The sequence below is a fragment of the Acinetobacter sp. WCHAc060042 genome (assembly GCF_003231195.1).
GTDB lineage: Bacteria > Pseudomonadota > Gammaproteobacteria > Pseudomonadales > Moraxellaceae > Acinetobacter.
Genome location: NZ_QKVN01000001.1, coordinates 79375 through 95227, shown reverse-complemented (window position 1 = coordinate 95227; position 15853 = coordinate 79375). Strand labels below are relative to the sequence as shown.

The 15853-nt window shown below is 42.1% G+C and carries 15 protein-coding genes; 6 read left to right on the top strand and 9 right to left on the bottom strand.

All coding sequences use genetic code 11. The features are described 5' to 3' along the window. Positions 1-31 precede the first annotated feature (31 nt). From scpB to DPG01_RS00400, 5 genes are all read right to left on the bottom strand, one after another. Positions 32-619 carry an SMC-Scp complex subunit ScpB gene (scpB, locus tag DPG01_RS00420; protein WP_110973832.1) on the bottom strand — a complete coding sequence of 196 codons (588 nt, stop codon included), beginning with the start codon at positions 617-619 and terminating at the stop codon, positions 32-34. Next, positions 619-1413 (bottom strand): segregation and condensation protein A, encoded by a 795-nt coding sequence (locus DPG01_RS00415; RefSeq protein WP_110973831.1) that lies wholly within the window; start codon positions 1411-1413, stop codon positions 619-621. The genes scpB and DPG01_RS00415 overlap by 1 nt, the downstream gene beginning before the upstream one ends. A gap of 276 nt (positions 1414-1689) precedes the next feature. Further along, complete coding sequence (locus DPG01_RS00410) at positions 1690-1992, bottom strand: hypothetical protein (protein ID WP_110973830.1); 303 nt, start codon at positions 1990-1992, stop codon at positions 1690-1692. 49 nt (positions 1993-2041) lie between these two features. Beyond that, positions 2042-2659 carry an L-threonylcarbamoyladenylate synthase gene (locus tag DPG01_RS00405; protein ID WP_110973829.1) on the bottom strand — a complete coding sequence of 206 codons (618 nt, stop codon included), beginning with the start codon at positions 2657-2659 and terminating at the stop codon, positions 2042-2044. 84 nt (positions 2660-2743) lie between these two features. After that, positions 2744-3406, bottom strand: coding sequence for an elongation factor P hydroxylase (locus DPG01_RS00400; protein ID WP_110973828.1), 663 nt, complete (start codon positions 3404-3406; stop codon positions 2744-2746). Positions 3407-3503: 97 nt separating this feature from the next. Between DPG01_RS00400 and DPG01_RS00395 the strand changes: the two genes are divergently transcribed. The 6 genes from DPG01_RS00395 (at position 3504) to lysM (ending at position 7250) form a co-directional block, all read left to right on the top strand. Continuing rightward, positions 3504-4061, top strand: coding sequence for a YceD family protein (locus DPG01_RS00395; RefSeq protein ID WP_086208717.1), 558 nt, complete (start codon positions 3504-3506; stop codon positions 4059-4061). A 76-nt stretch (positions 4062-4137) separates the two neighbouring features. Continuing rightward, entirely contained in the window at positions 4138-4320 is a 183-nt protein-coding gene (gene rpmF / locus DPG01_RS00390) for a 50S ribosomal protein L32 (RefSeq protein ID WP_004279227.1), read from the top strand. Between the two features lie 176 nt (positions 4321-4496). Then, the gene (gene fabD, locus DPG01_RS00385) at positions 4497-5483 is read left to right on the top strand and encodes an ACP S-malonyltransferase (RefSeq protein ID WP_110973827.1); all 987 of its coding nucleotides are present in this window, start codon (positions 4497-4499) and stop codon (positions 5481-5483) included. Beyond that, entirely contained in the window at positions 5480-6214 is a 735-nt protein-coding gene (gene fabG, locus DPG01_RS00380; RefSeq protein ID WP_086208715.1) for a 3-oxoacyl-ACP reductase FabG, read from the top strand. Before fabD ends, fabG begins: the two co-directional genes overlap by 4 nt. A gap of 86 nt (positions 6215-6300) precedes the next feature. Then, positions 6301-6537 (top strand): acyl carrier protein, encoded by a 237-nt coding sequence (gene acpP / locus DPG01_RS00375; RefSeq protein ID WP_004695351.1) that lies wholly within the window; start codon positions 6301-6303, stop codon positions 6535-6537. A gap of 239 nt (positions 6538-6776) precedes the next feature. Next, the gene (gene lysM, locus DPG01_RS00370) at positions 6777-7250 is read left to right on the top strand and encodes a peptidoglycan-binding protein LysM (protein ID WP_110973826.1); all 474 of its coding nucleotides are present in this window, start codon (positions 6777-6779) and stop codon (positions 7248-7250) included. Between the two features lie 71 nt (positions 7251-7321). Here the strand turns inward: lysM and DPG01_RS00365 are convergent, their stop codons facing one another. From DPG01_RS00365 to DPG01_RS00350, 4 genes are all read right to left on the bottom strand, one after another. Then, a complete protein-coding gene (locus DPG01_RS00365) occupies positions 7322-8026 on the bottom strand; it encodes a GntR family transcriptional regulator (protein ID WP_110973825.1) in 705 nt (234 codons plus the stop codon). Positions 8027-8029: 3 nt separating this feature from the next. Beyond that, entirely contained in the window at positions 8030-11632 is a 3603-nt protein-coding gene (gene uca, locus DPG01_RS00360) for an urea carboxylase (RefSeq protein ID WP_110973824.1), read from the bottom strand. 20 nt (positions 11633-11652) lie between these two features. After that, entirely contained in the window at positions 11653-13482 is a 1830-nt protein-coding gene (gene atzF / locus DPG01_RS00355) for an allophanate hydrolase (RefSeq protein WP_086208711.1), read from the bottom strand. Positions 13483-14114: 632 nt separating this feature from the next. After that, positions 14115-15782: a long-chain-fatty-acid--CoA ligase gene (locus DPG01_RS00350; protein WP_110973823.1), complete on the bottom strand. Its 1668-nt coding sequence runs from the start codon at positions 15780-15782 to the stop codon at positions 14115-14117. Positions 15783-15853 lie beyond the last annotated feature (71 nt).

The window sequence follows — 15853 nt, the reverse complement described above, 5'->3', positions numbered from 1 at the left end:
CCTTAGAAATTATCATCAACAGTTCACCTATTTACGACTTCGGTGCATTCGCATCGAGCGCCATAAAAGCTTCCTTGGCATCCTGCAGGGGAGGCAACTGGCCTAAAGAACTTAAGCCAAATGCATTTAAAAATTGAGGCGTCGTAACTAACAACGCAGGTCTTCCTGGGAGTTCACGAAAACCAGATTCTTTAATCCAGTTCCAATCAAATAACGTTCGTAACAGTTGACTGTTATTTGAGACTCCTCGAATTTGTTCTATATCTGCTCGAGTGACGGGTTGATGATAAGCAACCACGGCCAACATTTCGAGTAGCGATGGCGAGAGACGAGTTGGTCGCTCGGGCCACGTCTGTGCAACGATTTGACGGTATTTTGCTCGAACTTGAAAACGAAAACCTTGAGCAGTTTCAATTAGTTCGATTGACCGACCATGTTGTAGCATGGCAAGTTGTTGTAAAAACTGGCGTAAATCTTGTTTACTATATTGATTTTGGAACGATTCTTTTAAACGTGCAAGTGATACAGGTGCATCACTTGCAAAAATAATCGCTTCCAGTTGCATCACTACTTCATGTAAATTGTCTTCATTGGATACAGGAGTCATTGTGTCTTGCATTATTTTTTCACTCCTTGTATTGAAAGCGGGGCTTCAACGCCAGAACTTACAATTTGAATCCGCTGTTGACGAGTTAATTCTAAAATGGCCATAAACGTCACAACCATACCCATACGACCTTGAATGGGACGCAGTAAAGACTCAAAAACTAAAACTTCACCTGAAGCGACTTTGCTTTCAATAAACGCCATGCGCTCTTCAAGTAAAACTGGTTCTTGTGCAATTTGATGGGTGATGGGCTCAGGTCGGTTAAACACGCAGAATAAGGCATCACGCAGCTGTTGCACATCATGACCATCATTCTGATCCAGAGTTTGGCCTAAGCTGACATTGGTTGAGAAGGTATCTCGTTCTAAAATAGGCATTTGCCCCAAGCGCTCAGCCGCCTGTTTAATCCGTAAATACGTTTCTAAGCGATCAATCAGTTCTTGTTTCGGATCTTTTTCGATTTGAATCGCATTTGGAGCTTTGGGTAAAAGCAGGCGTGACTTTAAATCTGCCAATAGTGCAGCCATCACCATATAGTCAGCAGTCAGCTCAATGTTCAGCGACTTCATGGCATCCATATAAGACAGGTATTGCGCGGCAATGGGGGCAATATCTAACTGTAATAAGTCAAAGCCGTTTTTTTGAATCAGGTAAATTAAAAAGTCGAGTGGTCCTTCAAAATGCTCAAGGAGAATTTCAAATGCAGCAGGAGGAATATATAAATCCTCAGGAATGGAGTCATGCCACTCATCCATCACACGGATTTGCGGAAGATCTTCCATAGCATTATGGACGGATTGATTCATTACAGTTATTGGCCACGCGAATTTTCAAAAGCATGTATAGGCTTATTTAACGATCTCGCATCGAATAAAAAGCATGGAAATTGATTCACATTAGTTTAAATGAAAATGACTATTAAATAAATTGCTCGGACGCCCGAAAACAGAAAAAACCATGAAAAATACTAGGGAATAAGTGTCTAAAGTAAAATAAAACGAATGTATTCAATACAATGTATAGATACTGATGGGTCAATTATTCCAACACATTTTGCATTTTATATCACTGCAACAGGCAAACTAAAGCTTATCTTGCCGGACAACAGTTATGTTTTGATCGAGTTGTTCGTATTGTTGTTGCGCAAATTCAATGGTTTTTTCAATACAGATCCGATGGCACAAGTTCTGATACTGAAACAGCTGTGCCAACCGCAATACGACTTTCATGTCCAGAAAAAGACGATAAGCGCTGTTAAATTGATTGGAGTTATTGCTAGATAGTTGAATCAGAGCCTCAGACTCAGGTGTCCAAGGCCAGATAGCATAAATGAAAGCATTTGGGGCAATTGAGTGAGGATTTAGCACAACATCTGATAATGTCATTATAACTGCCCTCATTTTATAGGATTCTACCAAGCTAGAAGATCAGACATTACTCAAAAGCACTCACATCGCCTACACCATGGCGAATCACTTCAGGGTGATCCCCTGATAAGTCGACAATACTGGTCGTGCTGAGTGTACCTAGTCCACTGTCTATGAACACATCAATACGCTTTGATAGCTGCATTTCGATGTCATAAGGATCATCCATCGGCTCTTGCAGGTCGGGTAAAATCAAGGTGCTGGTGAGTAGTGGTTCGCCTAGTTCTTTGAGGAGCATTTGGCACACTGGGTTACTTGGAATACGCAAACCAATGGTCTTCTTTTTGGGGTGCATCAAACGTTTAGGGACTTCACTGGTCGCAGGCAAAATAAAAGTAGTCACTGCAGGCGTATTGTTTTTTAGTAAACGATACATGGCATTGTCCACTTTGGCATAGGTTGCAATATCTGAAAGATCGGCGCAAATAATGGCATATTGGTGCTTTGACCCGAGCCCGCGAATTTGGGCGATACGCTCCATGGCATGTTTATTGCCGATTTGGCAGCCAATGGCATAAGCTGCATCGGTCGGGTAGACGACTACATCGCCTGCACGAATACGTTCAACCGCTTGGCTAATTAAGCGTGGCTGCGGGTTATCAGGATGGACTCTTAAATGCAGCATGTTTTTATCTCCTGATGGTTTTTCCCACATTATGGCGCTTTATTTAAGCCATGTTCAATGACCTAAATGTGAAACATCTCAAATTTAGTCGAGCATTTCTCTTTCAAATTCATTGCTCTGTAACGTTTTTCCAGCACGTGTACACAAGCAAATACAGTCTATGAAGTATTTCGCATCACGCGGTAGTTGCGCATCCCCTGAAAAATAGGCCTGTACTTGCGCAAAAACATGATCTTTAAAATGACGTCCATCACCGCCGTCACCTGTGAGGTTATCTAAAGACACTCGAAATCTACGACCAAATGCGACGGCAAATAACCACTCAATCGCTTGTGGTTTAATTTCCACTTGTTCAAACAATGCTTGCTGCTCTTGAGTGCGACCATCGGGCGCATACCAATAACCTAAATCGGGTAATAGACGACGTTTGTCACCTGCAATGCTCCAGTGGCTAATTTCATGTAATGCACTATTAAAGAAACCATGGGCAAATTGAATACGAGCAGGGGAGCTTTGCTCTGCTGGAAAGTATTCAGGTTCAAAGTTACCTTTGACCAAGTTGACATTCAGGTGGGAAAACCAATGATTAAAGTGTAAAATGAGCCAATCAACTTGTTGTGCTTCTGTCGAAAAATTCTCCCACGTTGAGAGTTGCACTTGGCGGTCTGAAATGTCAGAATTGGCAGTTGAAATTGTGCTCATAAGTGATGAAATACTCACTTCTGTTTGCGGCTGCAACAGATGCATGACTTAAGTTACCCAAATGGTCTGTCTAAATAAGTACAAAATTGTATCTTAATCTTTGACAGAGTACTGATGAATTTGTAGAATTGCCGCCTTAATTATGTCAGCAAATACCTTTCCGGCACAGATTGAGCCGTTTAAATGGGCTGAACAAGGCTTTACATGGTCAGGTACCCTGCCATTGTCTCGCTTTGTTCGTATTGCTCGTGAAGCTGTTGGATCAATTGATGATCAATTGATTAACATAGACTGTAAGCTATCAATGGATGCGTATCATCGCATTGTATGGCTAGATGGTCACGTTGAAACACAAGTCCCAATGGAATGCCAGCGTTGTTTAGACGTGGTTAACATTGAACTGGTTTCAGATTTTCATCTAGCTCTAGTAGATGATGAGTCACTGATAGAGCGCTTGGATGAGGATGCTGATTTCATCGTCTTAGGTGAAAGTGAAGCGACAACCAAAGGTAGCTATGATGCGCCTGCGACTGCTGATTTACTTTCTCTCATAGAAGATGAATTGTTATTGTTGATGCCACTGTCTCCTAAGCATGATGCTTGTGAACATAAGCACCAACCTGCCATTGAAGAGCTTGTTGAAGAAAAGCGGGATAACCCGTTTGATGTTTTGGCAAGTTTGAAGGGTAAACTTAACTAATTTTTGTGTTATACTCTTCCGTATAAGACAACTGAATTTGTTCTGATCCATATTTTTCGATTTGTAAGGAGCCATCATGGCCGTTCAGCAAAACCGTAAAAGTCGCTCTCGCCGTGACATGCGCCGTTCACATGACGCTTTAACCGAGAATGCATTAACTGTAGACCAAGCTACTGGCGAGACTCACCGTCGTCACCACGTATCTAAAGATGGTATCTACCGTGGTCGTCAATTATTCGCTAAAGCATCTGCTGAATAATTGTCGAAGCATTAAGCTTAAAGCTTAGTCGAAAAAAGGGGAGCGTAAAGCTCCCTTTTTTTGTGGGTGAATGTTTACCAACTCTGTTTTTGTTGTATTTGGCAATTACATCGACCTAAATTAAGTGTTAAATTTTCGCTCCATAAACGAGAGCAAAGACAAGAAAGGACTTTTTTATGTCTGCGAAACAACTTGATCAAGTCGCTCAGGCAACAAAAACAGCTTTTGTATTTCCTGGTCAGGGTTCACAAAAGGTAGGTATGTTGGCTGAATTGGCAGAACAATTTGCCAGTGTTGAAGCAACATTTGCAGAAGCCTCTAAAGCAGTTGGATTCGATTTGTGGCACATTGCACAATCTGGTGAAGGTTTAGATCAAACTGAATTTACTCAGCCTGTGTTGTTAACCGCGAGCATTGCATTATGGCGTGTATGGTTAGAACTTGGCGGTGTTGTACCTAAGTATCTAGCAGGTCACTCATTGGGTGAATATAGCGCTTTGGTTGCTGCAGGCAGTTTAAGCCTAGGTGATGCTGTGAAGCTGGTAAACTTACGCGGTAAGCTCATGCAAAGTGCAGTACCTCAAGGTAAGGGTGCAATGGCGGCTATTTTAGGTTTAGACGACGCACAAGTTGTTGCTTTATGCCAACAGGTTTCAGACCAAGCTGAAGGTTCAGCTGAAGCTGCGAATTATAATGCACAAGGTCAAGTGGTCATTGCGGGTGAAAAAGCTGCAGTTGAAGCAGTCATGGCTTTGGCGAAAGAAAATAGTGGCAAAGCGATTGCATTGCCTGTTTCAGTGCCATCGCATTGTTCATTGATGAAGCCTGCTGCAGAGCAGTTCGCACAAGCTTTGGAACAAACTGCCATTGAGCTGCCTAGCATACCTGTAATACAAAATGTGAGCGCGGAAATTGCGATAGATGTCGCTCAAGTACGCCAAGCACTTACAGCTCAGTTATATGAGTCTGTACAGTGGACCAAAACCATGCAGTTTATTCAGGATCAAGGGATCCAATATGTTGCAGAGTGTGGTCCAGGTAATGTCTTGGCAAACTTGGCGAAACGTTTACCAAATATCGAAAAAGCTTTTCCACTTGATAGCAAATCACGTATGGAAGATGCACTCAATGCCATTTTAGTGGCTGAAGGAAAAATTGCATGACACAGGAACGCAAAGTTGCACTCGTGACAGGTGCAAGTCGAGGGATTGGCGCAGCCATCGCTCAGCAACTGATTCAAGACGGTTATTTTGTTGTGGGCACAGCGACATCTGAGGCTGGCGCAGAAAAATTATCTGCAAGCTTTGGTGAGCAGGGTGTGGGTAAAGTACTTGATGTTCGTGACGGTGCTGCGATAGATGCGCTGGTGACAGACATTGAACAAAATTATGGTCCAGTTCTTGCACTTGTCAATAATGCAGGGATTACCAAAGATAATTTGTTACTTCGTATGTCAGAAGATGACTGGGATGATATTTTAAATATTCATTTAAAAGCTGTTTATCGTTTATCTAAACGTGTGCTAAAAGGCATGACCAAAGCACGTTTTGGACGAATTATTAATATTAGTTCTGTGGTTGCGCATTTTGCCAACCCAGGTCAGGCCAACTATTCAGCAGCGAAAGCTGGTATTGAAGCATTTAGCCGTAGCCTTGCAAAAGAAATGGGTAGCCGTCAAATCACTGTAAACTCGGTGGCGCCTGGCTTTATTGCAACAGAAATGACTGATCAATTAAGTGAAGACATCCGTAAAAAAATGAGCGATCAAGTGGCCCTGAACCGTTTAGGTGATCCACAAGATATTGCCAATGCGGTGAGCTTTTTGGCATCAGACAAAGCAAGTTACATTACTGGTACGGTAATGCATGTAAATGGTGGTCTATACATGAGCTAATTGGCTGATGGATAAACTTTCAAAATTTTAAAGATTCAATTAAACTAACGGCATTAAAAACGCCACAAGCAATGAGGAGAATTCCTGTGAGCGATATCGAACAACGCATCAAGCAAGCAGTTGCAGAACAACTTGGTCTTAAGGCTGAAGAAATCAAAAACGAAGCATCTTTCATGGATGACTTAGGTGCTGACTCTTTAGACCTTGTTGAGCTTGTTATGTCTTTCGAAAACGACTTTGACATCACAATCCCAGATGAAGATTCTAACGAAATCACAACTGTACAATCTGCGATTGACTACGTTTCTAAGAAACTAGGTTAATCCATATTGTTTCAGCTTTGCTGAATGGAAAAGCCACCCTTATCGGGTGGCTTTTTTTATGCTATTTAAAAAGTGAAACATTGCATGCAAATAGTTTTGTTTATTTTGGAACTTACAAAGTTTTACTTTAAATGGACTATTCTCTACCAAAGTTGCTGTCTTTTTTCGGTATAAAAAAGAGTGTCTCATTTTTGAGCATTCAATATAACAACACTGATATAACAAGATGGAGCATACACATGGGTCTTTTTGATTTCGTTAAAGGCATTGGTAAAAAAAACACAGCAGCAGCCGAGCCTCAAGCCGCACCAACTACGCCGACAGAGCCATCCGCTCAAGAAATTGCCAACAAGTTATTGGGTCATATCAAAGCATTGGGCTTAGCTGTGACGGGACTTTCAGTCAGCTATAATTCCACGACCGATTTGGCAACCATAAAAGGGCAGGTTCAGACCCAAGCCGATAAAGAAAAGATTGTTTTAGCTGTCGGTAATATTGACCATGTGGCTCAAGTCGATGATCAACTGACTGTGGCTAGCCCAGAACCTGAAAGTAAGTTTTACACAGTTAAATCAGGTGATAATCTATCGAAAATTTCCAAAGTATTTTATGGCGATGCCAACCAGTACAATAAAATTTTTGAAGCCAATCGTCCGTTATTGAAAGATGCTGATGATATTTTTCCTGGACAGGTACTACGTATTCCAGCTTAAATTTATTTTTAGCGAAAGAAGGCGCATCAAGCGCCTTTTTTTGTTTAAGAAGAGATGAGGGATTAAATGATTTAGGTTGCCTTTTTCAGCACAGCATGTTGACTCAGCATACCGAGGGTAATTTTTTTTACTTCGTCACGGCTGTGCTGAATATGCGCACTAATTTTTTCAATTGCCAAATCTGTTTGTTGCTGTGAAATATAATTCAGGATGGCTTGATGCTCTGCATAGGTGGCTTTAATTCGATCACTTTTTGAAAAATCGAGGCGACGAATGATACGGATTTTTTCACTAATTTCTTGGTGGATTTTACTCATTTCCGTATTGCCAATGGCACGAACCAATGCACAATGAAAATCTTCATCAATTTGAGCCATCGCTTTTAAACTCGAAAGATACTGTTCAGGTGCAACCATCCAAGTCTTGTGCAACTGTTTCATTTCTTTGAGTTGCTGAGATTCAATACTACATAATTTACGAATTGCATATTGTTCAATCATAATACGCAGCTCGTATAGTTCGTCATAGTATTGCAGGTTCAATGGACGTACAGTCCAGCCACTACGAAATGCAACTTCCACGTAGCCTTCTTGTTGTAGTCGGTACAATGCCTGTCGTGCAGGTGTACGGCTGACCTGATAGTTCATGGCGATTTCGGATTCGGTAAAACGTTCACCCGGCATCAATTTAAAGTCAAAAATATCATTTTTAATTTGCTGGTAAACAAGTTCAGACAAATTGTCTGAACCTGAACCCGCACGTGTCATATTGGACATGTGTTATTCCATATAAACTAAAGGTTCGCCGCTATGAACGGTTTGCCCAGCCCGACAAATAATGGCTTTGACAATACCGTCATCTGCTGCATATACAGGTAATTCCATTTTCATAGCTTCAATAATAGCAATGGTTTCACCTTTTTTCACAATCTGACCTTGTTCCACTAATATTTTCCAAATATTGCCAGTCATAGATGCATTGAGAGCTGAATAGGCACTATAGTCTGTTTCATCAGGTGCTTCTGTGATTAGGTGGTCTTGTTGATCAAAGCTTTCCTTCCATAGGCTGACCTCAGTACTAAAGGCCTGTTGTTGCTGTGCTTTAAACGCCGTAATACTGTCCTTTTCATCTTCCAGTAGTTTTAAATAAGCGGCATAGTCAAATTCAGTGTCTTCAATTTGGATCTGTGCTTGACCATTTTCAAAGTCAGCACGCCATTGATCTAGCTCTAACTCTGAAACAGGGAAGTATTTGATTTGATCAAAGAAATTTAGAAACCATTCTTTGTCACCAAACTGTTTGTTCTTTTTAAATTTATTCCAAATGGGTAGAGTGCGTCCCACCAATTGGTAGCCTCCGGGTGAATCCATACCGTAGATACACATATACATCCCGCCAATACCCACGGTGCCTTCGGCAGTAAATGTCCGGGCTGGATTGTATTTTGAACTTAAGAGGCGATGACGTGGGTCAATCGGCACAGCACATGGGGCGGTAAGGTACACATCACCGAGGCCTAAAATCAAATAATTGGCATTGAAAATAATCTCTTTGACTTGTTCACGACTATCTAAACCATTAATACGCTGAATAAAATCGACATTATTCGGTAACCACGGTGCTTTAGCGCAAACACTTTCTTGATAGCGCTCAACAGCACCCAAAGTTGCACTGTCTTCAAATGCCATGGGTAGATGAATAATCCGTGAAGGAATCTTGAGTTGGCTTAAATCGCCCATTTGCTGTTCGAGTTGCAGTAAGAAAGCAATCAACTCATGCTGTGGAAGGGTGAGACCATCATATTTAATTTGTAGTGAGCGCACACCAGGAGACAGCTCCAATATTCCAGTCACATTCGCTGTTCGGATCAGTTGCATCAATTGGTGGACACGTAAACGCAGTGCCAAGTCTAAAACGTTATCACCATATTCTAATAAAATATAACTGTCACCCGCTTGGCGGTACACCGTGCGTGGAGACACATCAGTTGCATCTAGATGGGCGAGAATTGCAGATTGTGGAATATTATTGCTTGTTAGTTCAGTTGCTAGGACAGCATGAGTGAAATTTTGCACACGTTCAATTTGCTGTTGCTCTAGGGCATTGGCCTGCTCAACTGTTAGCGGATAGAAGCTGATTTTATCGTCAGCTTTAAGTTGACCGACTTTCCAAAGTTCAGCTTTAGCAATGGTTACAGGGCAAACGAAACCGCCGAGACTTGGGCCATCTTTGGCCAAAATGACAGGGAAGTCCCCTGTAAAGTTAATCGCACCAATGGCATATTCGCAGTCATGGACATTGGATGGGTGGAGTCCTGCTTCCCCCCCATTTTCACGTGCCCACGTTGGTGTTGGTCCTGATAGACGGACACCCAGTCGATTGGAGTTAAAGTGTACAGTCCATTCGGAAGCAAAAAATTCTTCTATATATTCGGGTTTAAAAAAATCAGGTGCTCCGTGTGGTCCATATAGCACGCCAATTTTCCATTCAGTGCCATAGTTTGGAATCAGTGCAGGAGATAATGCTTGAGGTTCTTGTGTTGCTAACGGGGCATCTTGATTAGGATGGACTGTATTAATGAGTTTGATCATGTCACCTGCACGAAGCACCCGTCCTGCATGCCCGCCAAAGTTACCTAAAGCAAAAGTAGAGCGACTACCCAAGTATAGGGGGACATCGAGTCCATGGCGAACTGCTAAATAGCTACGGCAACCAGACTCGACCTGTCCTAAGCTGAGAACCTGACCCGCCTGTACATGAATGGGTTGCCAAAAGGCAACAGTTTCATCATCTAATTGGGCAGGACAAGGTGCACCAGTGAGCGCAATCACACTATCTTGATGGAACTTCAGACTTGGCCCTTGTAAGGTAAATTCGAAACCAGCCGCACTAGCATCATTTCCTACAATTTGATTGGCCAATTGGAACGCATAGTCATCCATTGGACCTGAAGGTGGCACACCGATATCCCAGTAGCCGATACGTCCTGGAAAGTCTTGAATTGAGCTTTGCGTACCAGCCTGTAAAACTTCAATCACATTCGGCACGTAGTCAAAGTCATCCAACAGACGTGTCCAGATTTGCATTTGTGCGAAGCGTTCATCAGAGATCACGCTATGCGCATAGTCCAAGTTGGTGCTGATGCCATTTAAGCGTGTTTGGGTTAACACACTTTTTAGTTGGTCAATGGCTTGTTCACGCGTATCCGCATGTACGATAATTTTGGCAATCATCGGGTCAAAATATTGCGAAATTTCTGTTCCTGTCGAGACCCAAGTATCGACGCGACAGTGTTCTGGAAATGAAACCTCGGTCAGGACACCAGGGCTGGGTTGGAAGTTCTTAACAGGATCTTCTGCATAAATCCGCACTTCAATTGCCGCACCTTGCGGCTGTATATTGCTGAGCGCTGTCCAATCCAAGACATCACCTGCCGCCACTTTAAGCATGCATTCAATCAGGTCTAAGCCCGTCACCATTTCAGTAACAGGGTGCTCTACTTGTAGACGGGTATTGACTTCAAGGAAGTAAAACTCATCTCGTGCAGCATCATAAATAAACTCAACTGTACCTGCACTGCGGTAATTGACCGATTTGCCGAGTTCAACTGCCGCTTGGTGAAGTTTTTGGCGTGTAGCTTCGGGAAGGTGAGCCGCAGGGGTTTCCTCCACCACTTTTTGGTTACGACGTTGCAGTGAGCAATCTCGTTCACCCAGTGCAACCACTTGACCTTGACCATCACCAAAGATCTGAACTTCGACATGGCGCGCGCGGTCAACAAAACGCTCTAAAAACACGCCTGAATCTTTGAAAAATTGTGCGCCTAAGCGTTTGACACTTTCATAAGCTTCAACCAATGTCTGTTCATCATCACAGCGTGTGAGGCCGATCCCTCCGCCACCTGCGGTACTTTTTAACATGATGGGATAACCAATTTCTGTAGCTGCAGAAATTGCTTCATCTAAGCTTTCAAGTAAGCCTGTACCCGGTGTCATGGGAACCTGAGCTGCAGCGGCAAGTTCACGTGCACGGTGTTTCAGGCCAAACTCTAAAATTTGTGTCGCTGTGGGGCCCATAAAAGCAATATTATTTTTTTCACAAGCCTCTGCAAATTCAGCACTTTCTGATAAGAAGCCATAACCAGGGAAAATAGCCTCGGCGCCTGTTTTTTTGGCTGCTTGAATCAGCTTTTCAATACTCAAATAAGTATCTGCTGGTTTTAATCCTTCTAAGGCAATGGTGATGTCTGCATCTTTGACATGTTGTGCATAACGGTCACTGTCTGAATATACAGCAACACTGGTCACCCCCAGTTTTTTTAAAGTGCGAATTGCGCGTACGGCAATTTCGCCACGGTTTGCAATCAATACAGTTTTAAACATTTTAAAATTCCTAAATTTGACTAAGCTTGTTCTACTTTTGAATTGTTACGGTGCTGGATATAGGCGCGCCAACCACCAAAATGGCTGATATTTTCAGCATCGTTCAAACCATAAGGCTCACAAATAAAACCTTTAACCCAACGACCATCGACCAGTTCGACATTGCCCATGCCTAGCGGGGTTGGAATCTCAGCGACAAACTCTCCAAAACGCGCTGTTGGCACATCCCAAACCTCTACAATGATTTGTTGGCCGTGTTCTGAAACTCTTGCTAGACCTGGCTTTGGGGGAATTGTTCCGTTCAATGCAAATAGGGCGTAGTGCTCAGCGGTCAGTGTGGTTTCAACAAGTACTGCATCACGTGTAAGCAGTTGGAAATTCAGAGGCATTCCAGTCAGGTGTGCTCCAACGACTGCAACTCGAATGTGATGTGCAGAAGGACTGTGGCGCAACGTTGGAATTGCGGAGAATCGGTCGAGTGCACCTAGTTTTAAGTTCAAATGTGCCTGCCAAATTTGTCCAAACTCAATCAGGGCTTGGTCATACCATGCAGGTGCAATTAAGCTAATTCCGAAGGGTAGGCCGTCGGCGCGGAATCCAGCAGGCAATGCGAGTGCGCTTAAGTCAGCGAGGTTGGTAAAGTTAGTATAAGTTCCAAACTGAGAATTAAAGCCAATCGGGGATTGCGCCATTTCTGCAAGAGTGTGAATGGTTGGAGAAGTTGGAACGATCAATGCATCAAATTGAGCTAAAGTGTCTTGAATTTTTCGGCTTAAGTCTTGTTTTAAATACTCTGCGTTGTAGGCATCGACTGCACTAAAATCATAACCTTTTTGAATAATTTCACGGACTGTGGGGTCGAAAACCTCGGGTTGCTGCGCCAATAACTCAGCAACAGCCGCTGTGCGTTCTGCTACCCATGAGCCTTGATAAAGTTGGGCTGCCAATTGTTCAAATGTTGAAAAATCAATTTCAGTAATTTCAGCACCGAGAACTTTTAACTGTTCTAAAGCCAATTGAAAGGCATATTTAGCTTGATCATCTCCAAAGAACTCAAGTTTATTGGGAATAGCAAAATGTGGTTTTCCAGAAAGTTTAGCTGGTGCGGTTTTTGGATGCTGGCGGGAGTAGCTATCTAGTGCATCGTACTGTTCTAGGGTTTGAGCAATGATATTTGCATCGGTTACTGTTAATGCGAAAATTGAAATACAGTCCAAGCTTTTACAAGCGGGTAATAAACCACGATTTGAAAAACGGCCTTTGGTGGGTTTTAAACCGACAATGTTATTAAATGCCGCAGGGACACGACCAGAGCCTGCGGTGTCGGTTCCCAGTGCAAAGGGGACTAAGCCTCGAGCAACCACACTTGCTGAACCAGAGCTAGAACCTCCACTGACATAGTCTGCGTTAAAGGTATTGCAAACTGCGCCAAATGGGGAGCGTGTACCGACAAGCCCCGTTGCGAATTGATCTAAATTGGTTTTTCCTATGACGACCGCCCCTGCATTTTTAAGCAGGCGAATTGTTTCAGCATCTTGGCTAGCAATTGCGGTCAAAACCTTACATGCCGCCGTAGTTGCAAAACCAGCAACATCAATGTTGTCTTTGACCGCAAAAGGAATACCATATAACGGCAGTTCTTTACTCAAATCTGAGGCATGTTGTGCTTTTTGTGCTAAGGTTTCGATTTGCTGAATAAGTAGTTCTTTGCTAGCAATAGAGATCCATGCATGATCAGGTTGTGGTAATTGCGCTACATAGTCGATTAAGTCTTCAAGATGAATGTCATGGTTCAGATAAGCTGTCTGCCATTCTTGAAGTGTCCAACCAATGCATTTGTTATGACTCATTTTTTTGCATTCCAACTTGTATACATGATGGAATACAAAAATGCAGAAACTATGCCAATTTGATAAATCTAATTTTTATTTAATTATAGTTGTTTAATATCAATATCTTATTGTTTATTTCTGAATTCTGATGCGAATGTTTATTGGTGTTCGATTCTGCACCAAAACAAGATCAAACGGGATGTAATGGTGCTTTTATACTATGTTGCGATCTTAGATACTCACAGAACATGAGCAAAAAAAGCTCACAATTTGAATCAGCCTGATCAGTTAAGCATTTTCATATTTTGCATCTTAGCCTTCTCACTATTCACATTATATCTCAGCGCAAAACCTATTCACTTTTGCCCCTAGAGTAGCTTTTTTAAAAAGCAGCCTATTTTAAAGAAGTCTTTTGTCTTGCACAGTAAAAATGCCATGCTTATATTCTTATTTAGGCTAGGGATGACGTTGTCATGTATTAAATAAAGCCTAGAAGTAAAAAGTAATACCCGTCCATTTCTTAACGAACTGGTATTACTCAATCTGGTTTTTTGATACAAACTAGGGGTTAATTTTTAGTTAAAAGTATAATATTTTCCAAGGTACTTTAGTTAGTTTGATTCTTTGAAGGGGATGGAGCTGAACGGCGGTTAACTTCTGAGTTGGGCCCGCAAGATTTTACCAATTGGAGATTTAGGCAATTCTGTACGAAACTCAATATGTTTAGGAATTTTATAGTTGGTCAGACTTTGTTTGCAAAAGCCTATGATTTCCGCAGTTGAAATGTCGTGATTATTGACGACGATGAATGCTTTAACGGCTTCGCCTGTGGTTTCGTCTGCTATGCCAATGACGGCTGCTTCAATAATTTCAGGATGTTGTGTTAACACATCTTCAATTTCGTTTGGATAAACATTAAAACCAGAAACAATAATCAAATCTTTCTTACGATCTACAATTTTTAAAAATCCATCTTCATCCATTGTGGCGATATCTCCCGTTTTAAACCAACCATTTTCTATACTATTTGCTGTTTCTGTCGGGTTGTTGAGGTAGTGCTCAATCATATTTGCGCCTTTTACCCAAAGTTCGCCCGCTTGCCTAATGCCTATTGCTTGTCCTTGATCATTCACGATTTTTAGCTCTAAGCTGGGCAGTGGAAGACCGATAGATCCTAATTTTTTGTTGATACTTGGTGGATTGATAGAGACCATGCAACAACTTTCTGTCATACCGTAACCTTCTACAATCGGTGAGACAACTTTTTCCCATTCAATGGCTGTAGAGGGGCGCAAACTGGTTCCACCTGAAATGGCGACTTTGAGTGGTGGCGGATTATTACGGAACCATGTTTGTTGTAATAAACCTGCATACAGGGTATCGACACCAGTCAGCCAAGAAATGCGAAATTGTTGGAAGGCTTTTTTAAGATTGTCCAAGGGGCGAGGGTTTGGGATGAGGATATTATGCCCACCTTTATGAAACATAAGTAAAAAATTGAAATTAAAAGCAAAAATATGGTACATCGGTAGTGCAGTGAGTATATTGTCACCTTGTTGAATTTCCATTTTGCTTGAAAATGCTTGGATAAAATCTTCCGCCATTTTCATCACCGCTAATAGGTTACGATGACTAATGACAGCACCTTTACTTCTGCCAGTGGTTCCCCCTGTATATTGATATAGGGCAATTGGGTGATCTTGGTAAATGAGCGGATCGACTGTTTTTTCACCCAGTTTTAAGGCCTGTTTAAAACTCTGGTAGGGGATATCTGGTGTGGTGATGTCTCTGGATATTTTCATTTTAATCATCAGACCAATAGGAAAATTAAAAAAGTCGCTTAAGCTCGCTACGACCAAATCAATTTTCAGTGTATTCAGGACAGGTTGTGCGGTTTTAAGAAATAAATCACAGGCTATCAGCAGTTTGGCGCCGCTGTCTTGAAGCTGATGCTTGAGCTCAGTTGCGGTGTAGAGTGGGTTGATATTGGTGAGAATGAGCCCTGCTTTCCAGATGCCAAAGACTGCAATTGGATAGTGCAGGCTATTGGGCATTTGGATGGCAACGACATCACCTGTGTTCAACTTGAGAACATGTTTTAAATAGTTGGCAAAATGGTCTGAATAGTAGTGAATTTCTTTAAAACTTAGACTTTGGCTAAAACCATTGGGTAGAACCACGCTAAATGCTGGTTGGTCTTGATAATGTTGCGCGGCATAAAGGCAGAATTCACTGACCGAGCCTGACAGGAGTGATTCATTGAGTTGATAATTTTTTAATTGTTTTGGATAACTTTTTTCCCATAACTTATTGTTCATGCTTTATTCCTTTGTTTTGCATGTATTGAAAAATAAAAAGCTGAACTTTCTTAAAAAGTTCAGCGGAATGA

Coding starts and splice junctions, on each gene's coding strand:
- DPG01_RS00415 (WP_110973831.1), bottom strand. CDS start 1,413: ATGAATCAATCCGTCCATAATGCTATGGAAGATCTTCCGCAAATCCGT.
- atzF (WP_086208711.1), bottom strand. CDS start 13,482: ATGAGTCATAACAAATGCATTGGTTGGACACTTCAAGAATGGCAGACA.
- DPG01_RS00400 (WP_110973828.1), bottom strand. CDS start 3,406: ATGCATCTGTTGCAGCCGCAAACAGAAGTGAGTATTTCATCACTTATG.
- lysM (WP_110973826.1), top strand. CDS start 6,777: ATGGGTCTTTTTGATTTCGTTAAAGGCATTGGTAAAAAAAACACAGCA.
- DPG01_RS00410 (WP_110973830.1), bottom strand. CDS start 1,992: ATGACATTATCAGATGTTGTGCTAAATCCTCACTCAATTGCCCCAAAT.
- DPG01_RS00405 (WP_110973829.1), bottom strand. CDS start 2,659: ATGCTGCATTTAAGAGTCCATCCTGATAACCCGCAGCCACGCTTAATT.
- fabD (WP_110973827.1), top strand. CDS start 4,497: ATGTCTGCGAAACAACTTGATCAAGTCGCTCAGGCAACAAAAACAGCT.
- DPG01_RS00395 (WP_086208717.1), top strand. CDS start 3,504: ATGTCAGCAAATACCTTTCCGGCACAGATTGAGCCGTTTAAATGGGCT.
- scpB (WP_110973832.1), bottom strand. CDS start 619: ATGCAAGACACAATGACTCCTGTATCCAATGAAGACAATTTACATGAA.
- rpmF (WP_004279227.1), top strand. CDS start 4,138: ATGGCCGTTCAGCAAAACCGTAAAAGTCGCTCTCGCCGTGACATGCGC.
- fabG (WP_086208715.1), top strand. CDS start 5,480: ATGACACAGGAACGCAAAGTTGCACTCGTGACAGGTGCAAGTCGAGGG.
- DPG01_RS00350 (WP_110973823.1), bottom strand. CDS start 15,782: ATGAACAATAAGTTATGGGAAAAAAGTTATCCAAAACAATTAAAAAAT.
- DPG01_RS00365 (WP_110973825.1), bottom strand. CDS start 8,026: ATGTCCAATATGACACGTGCGGGTTCAGGTTCAGACAATTTGTCTGAA.
- uca (WP_110973824.1), bottom strand. CDS start 11,632: ATGTTTAAAACTGTATTGATTGCAAACCGTGGCGAAATTGCCGTACGC.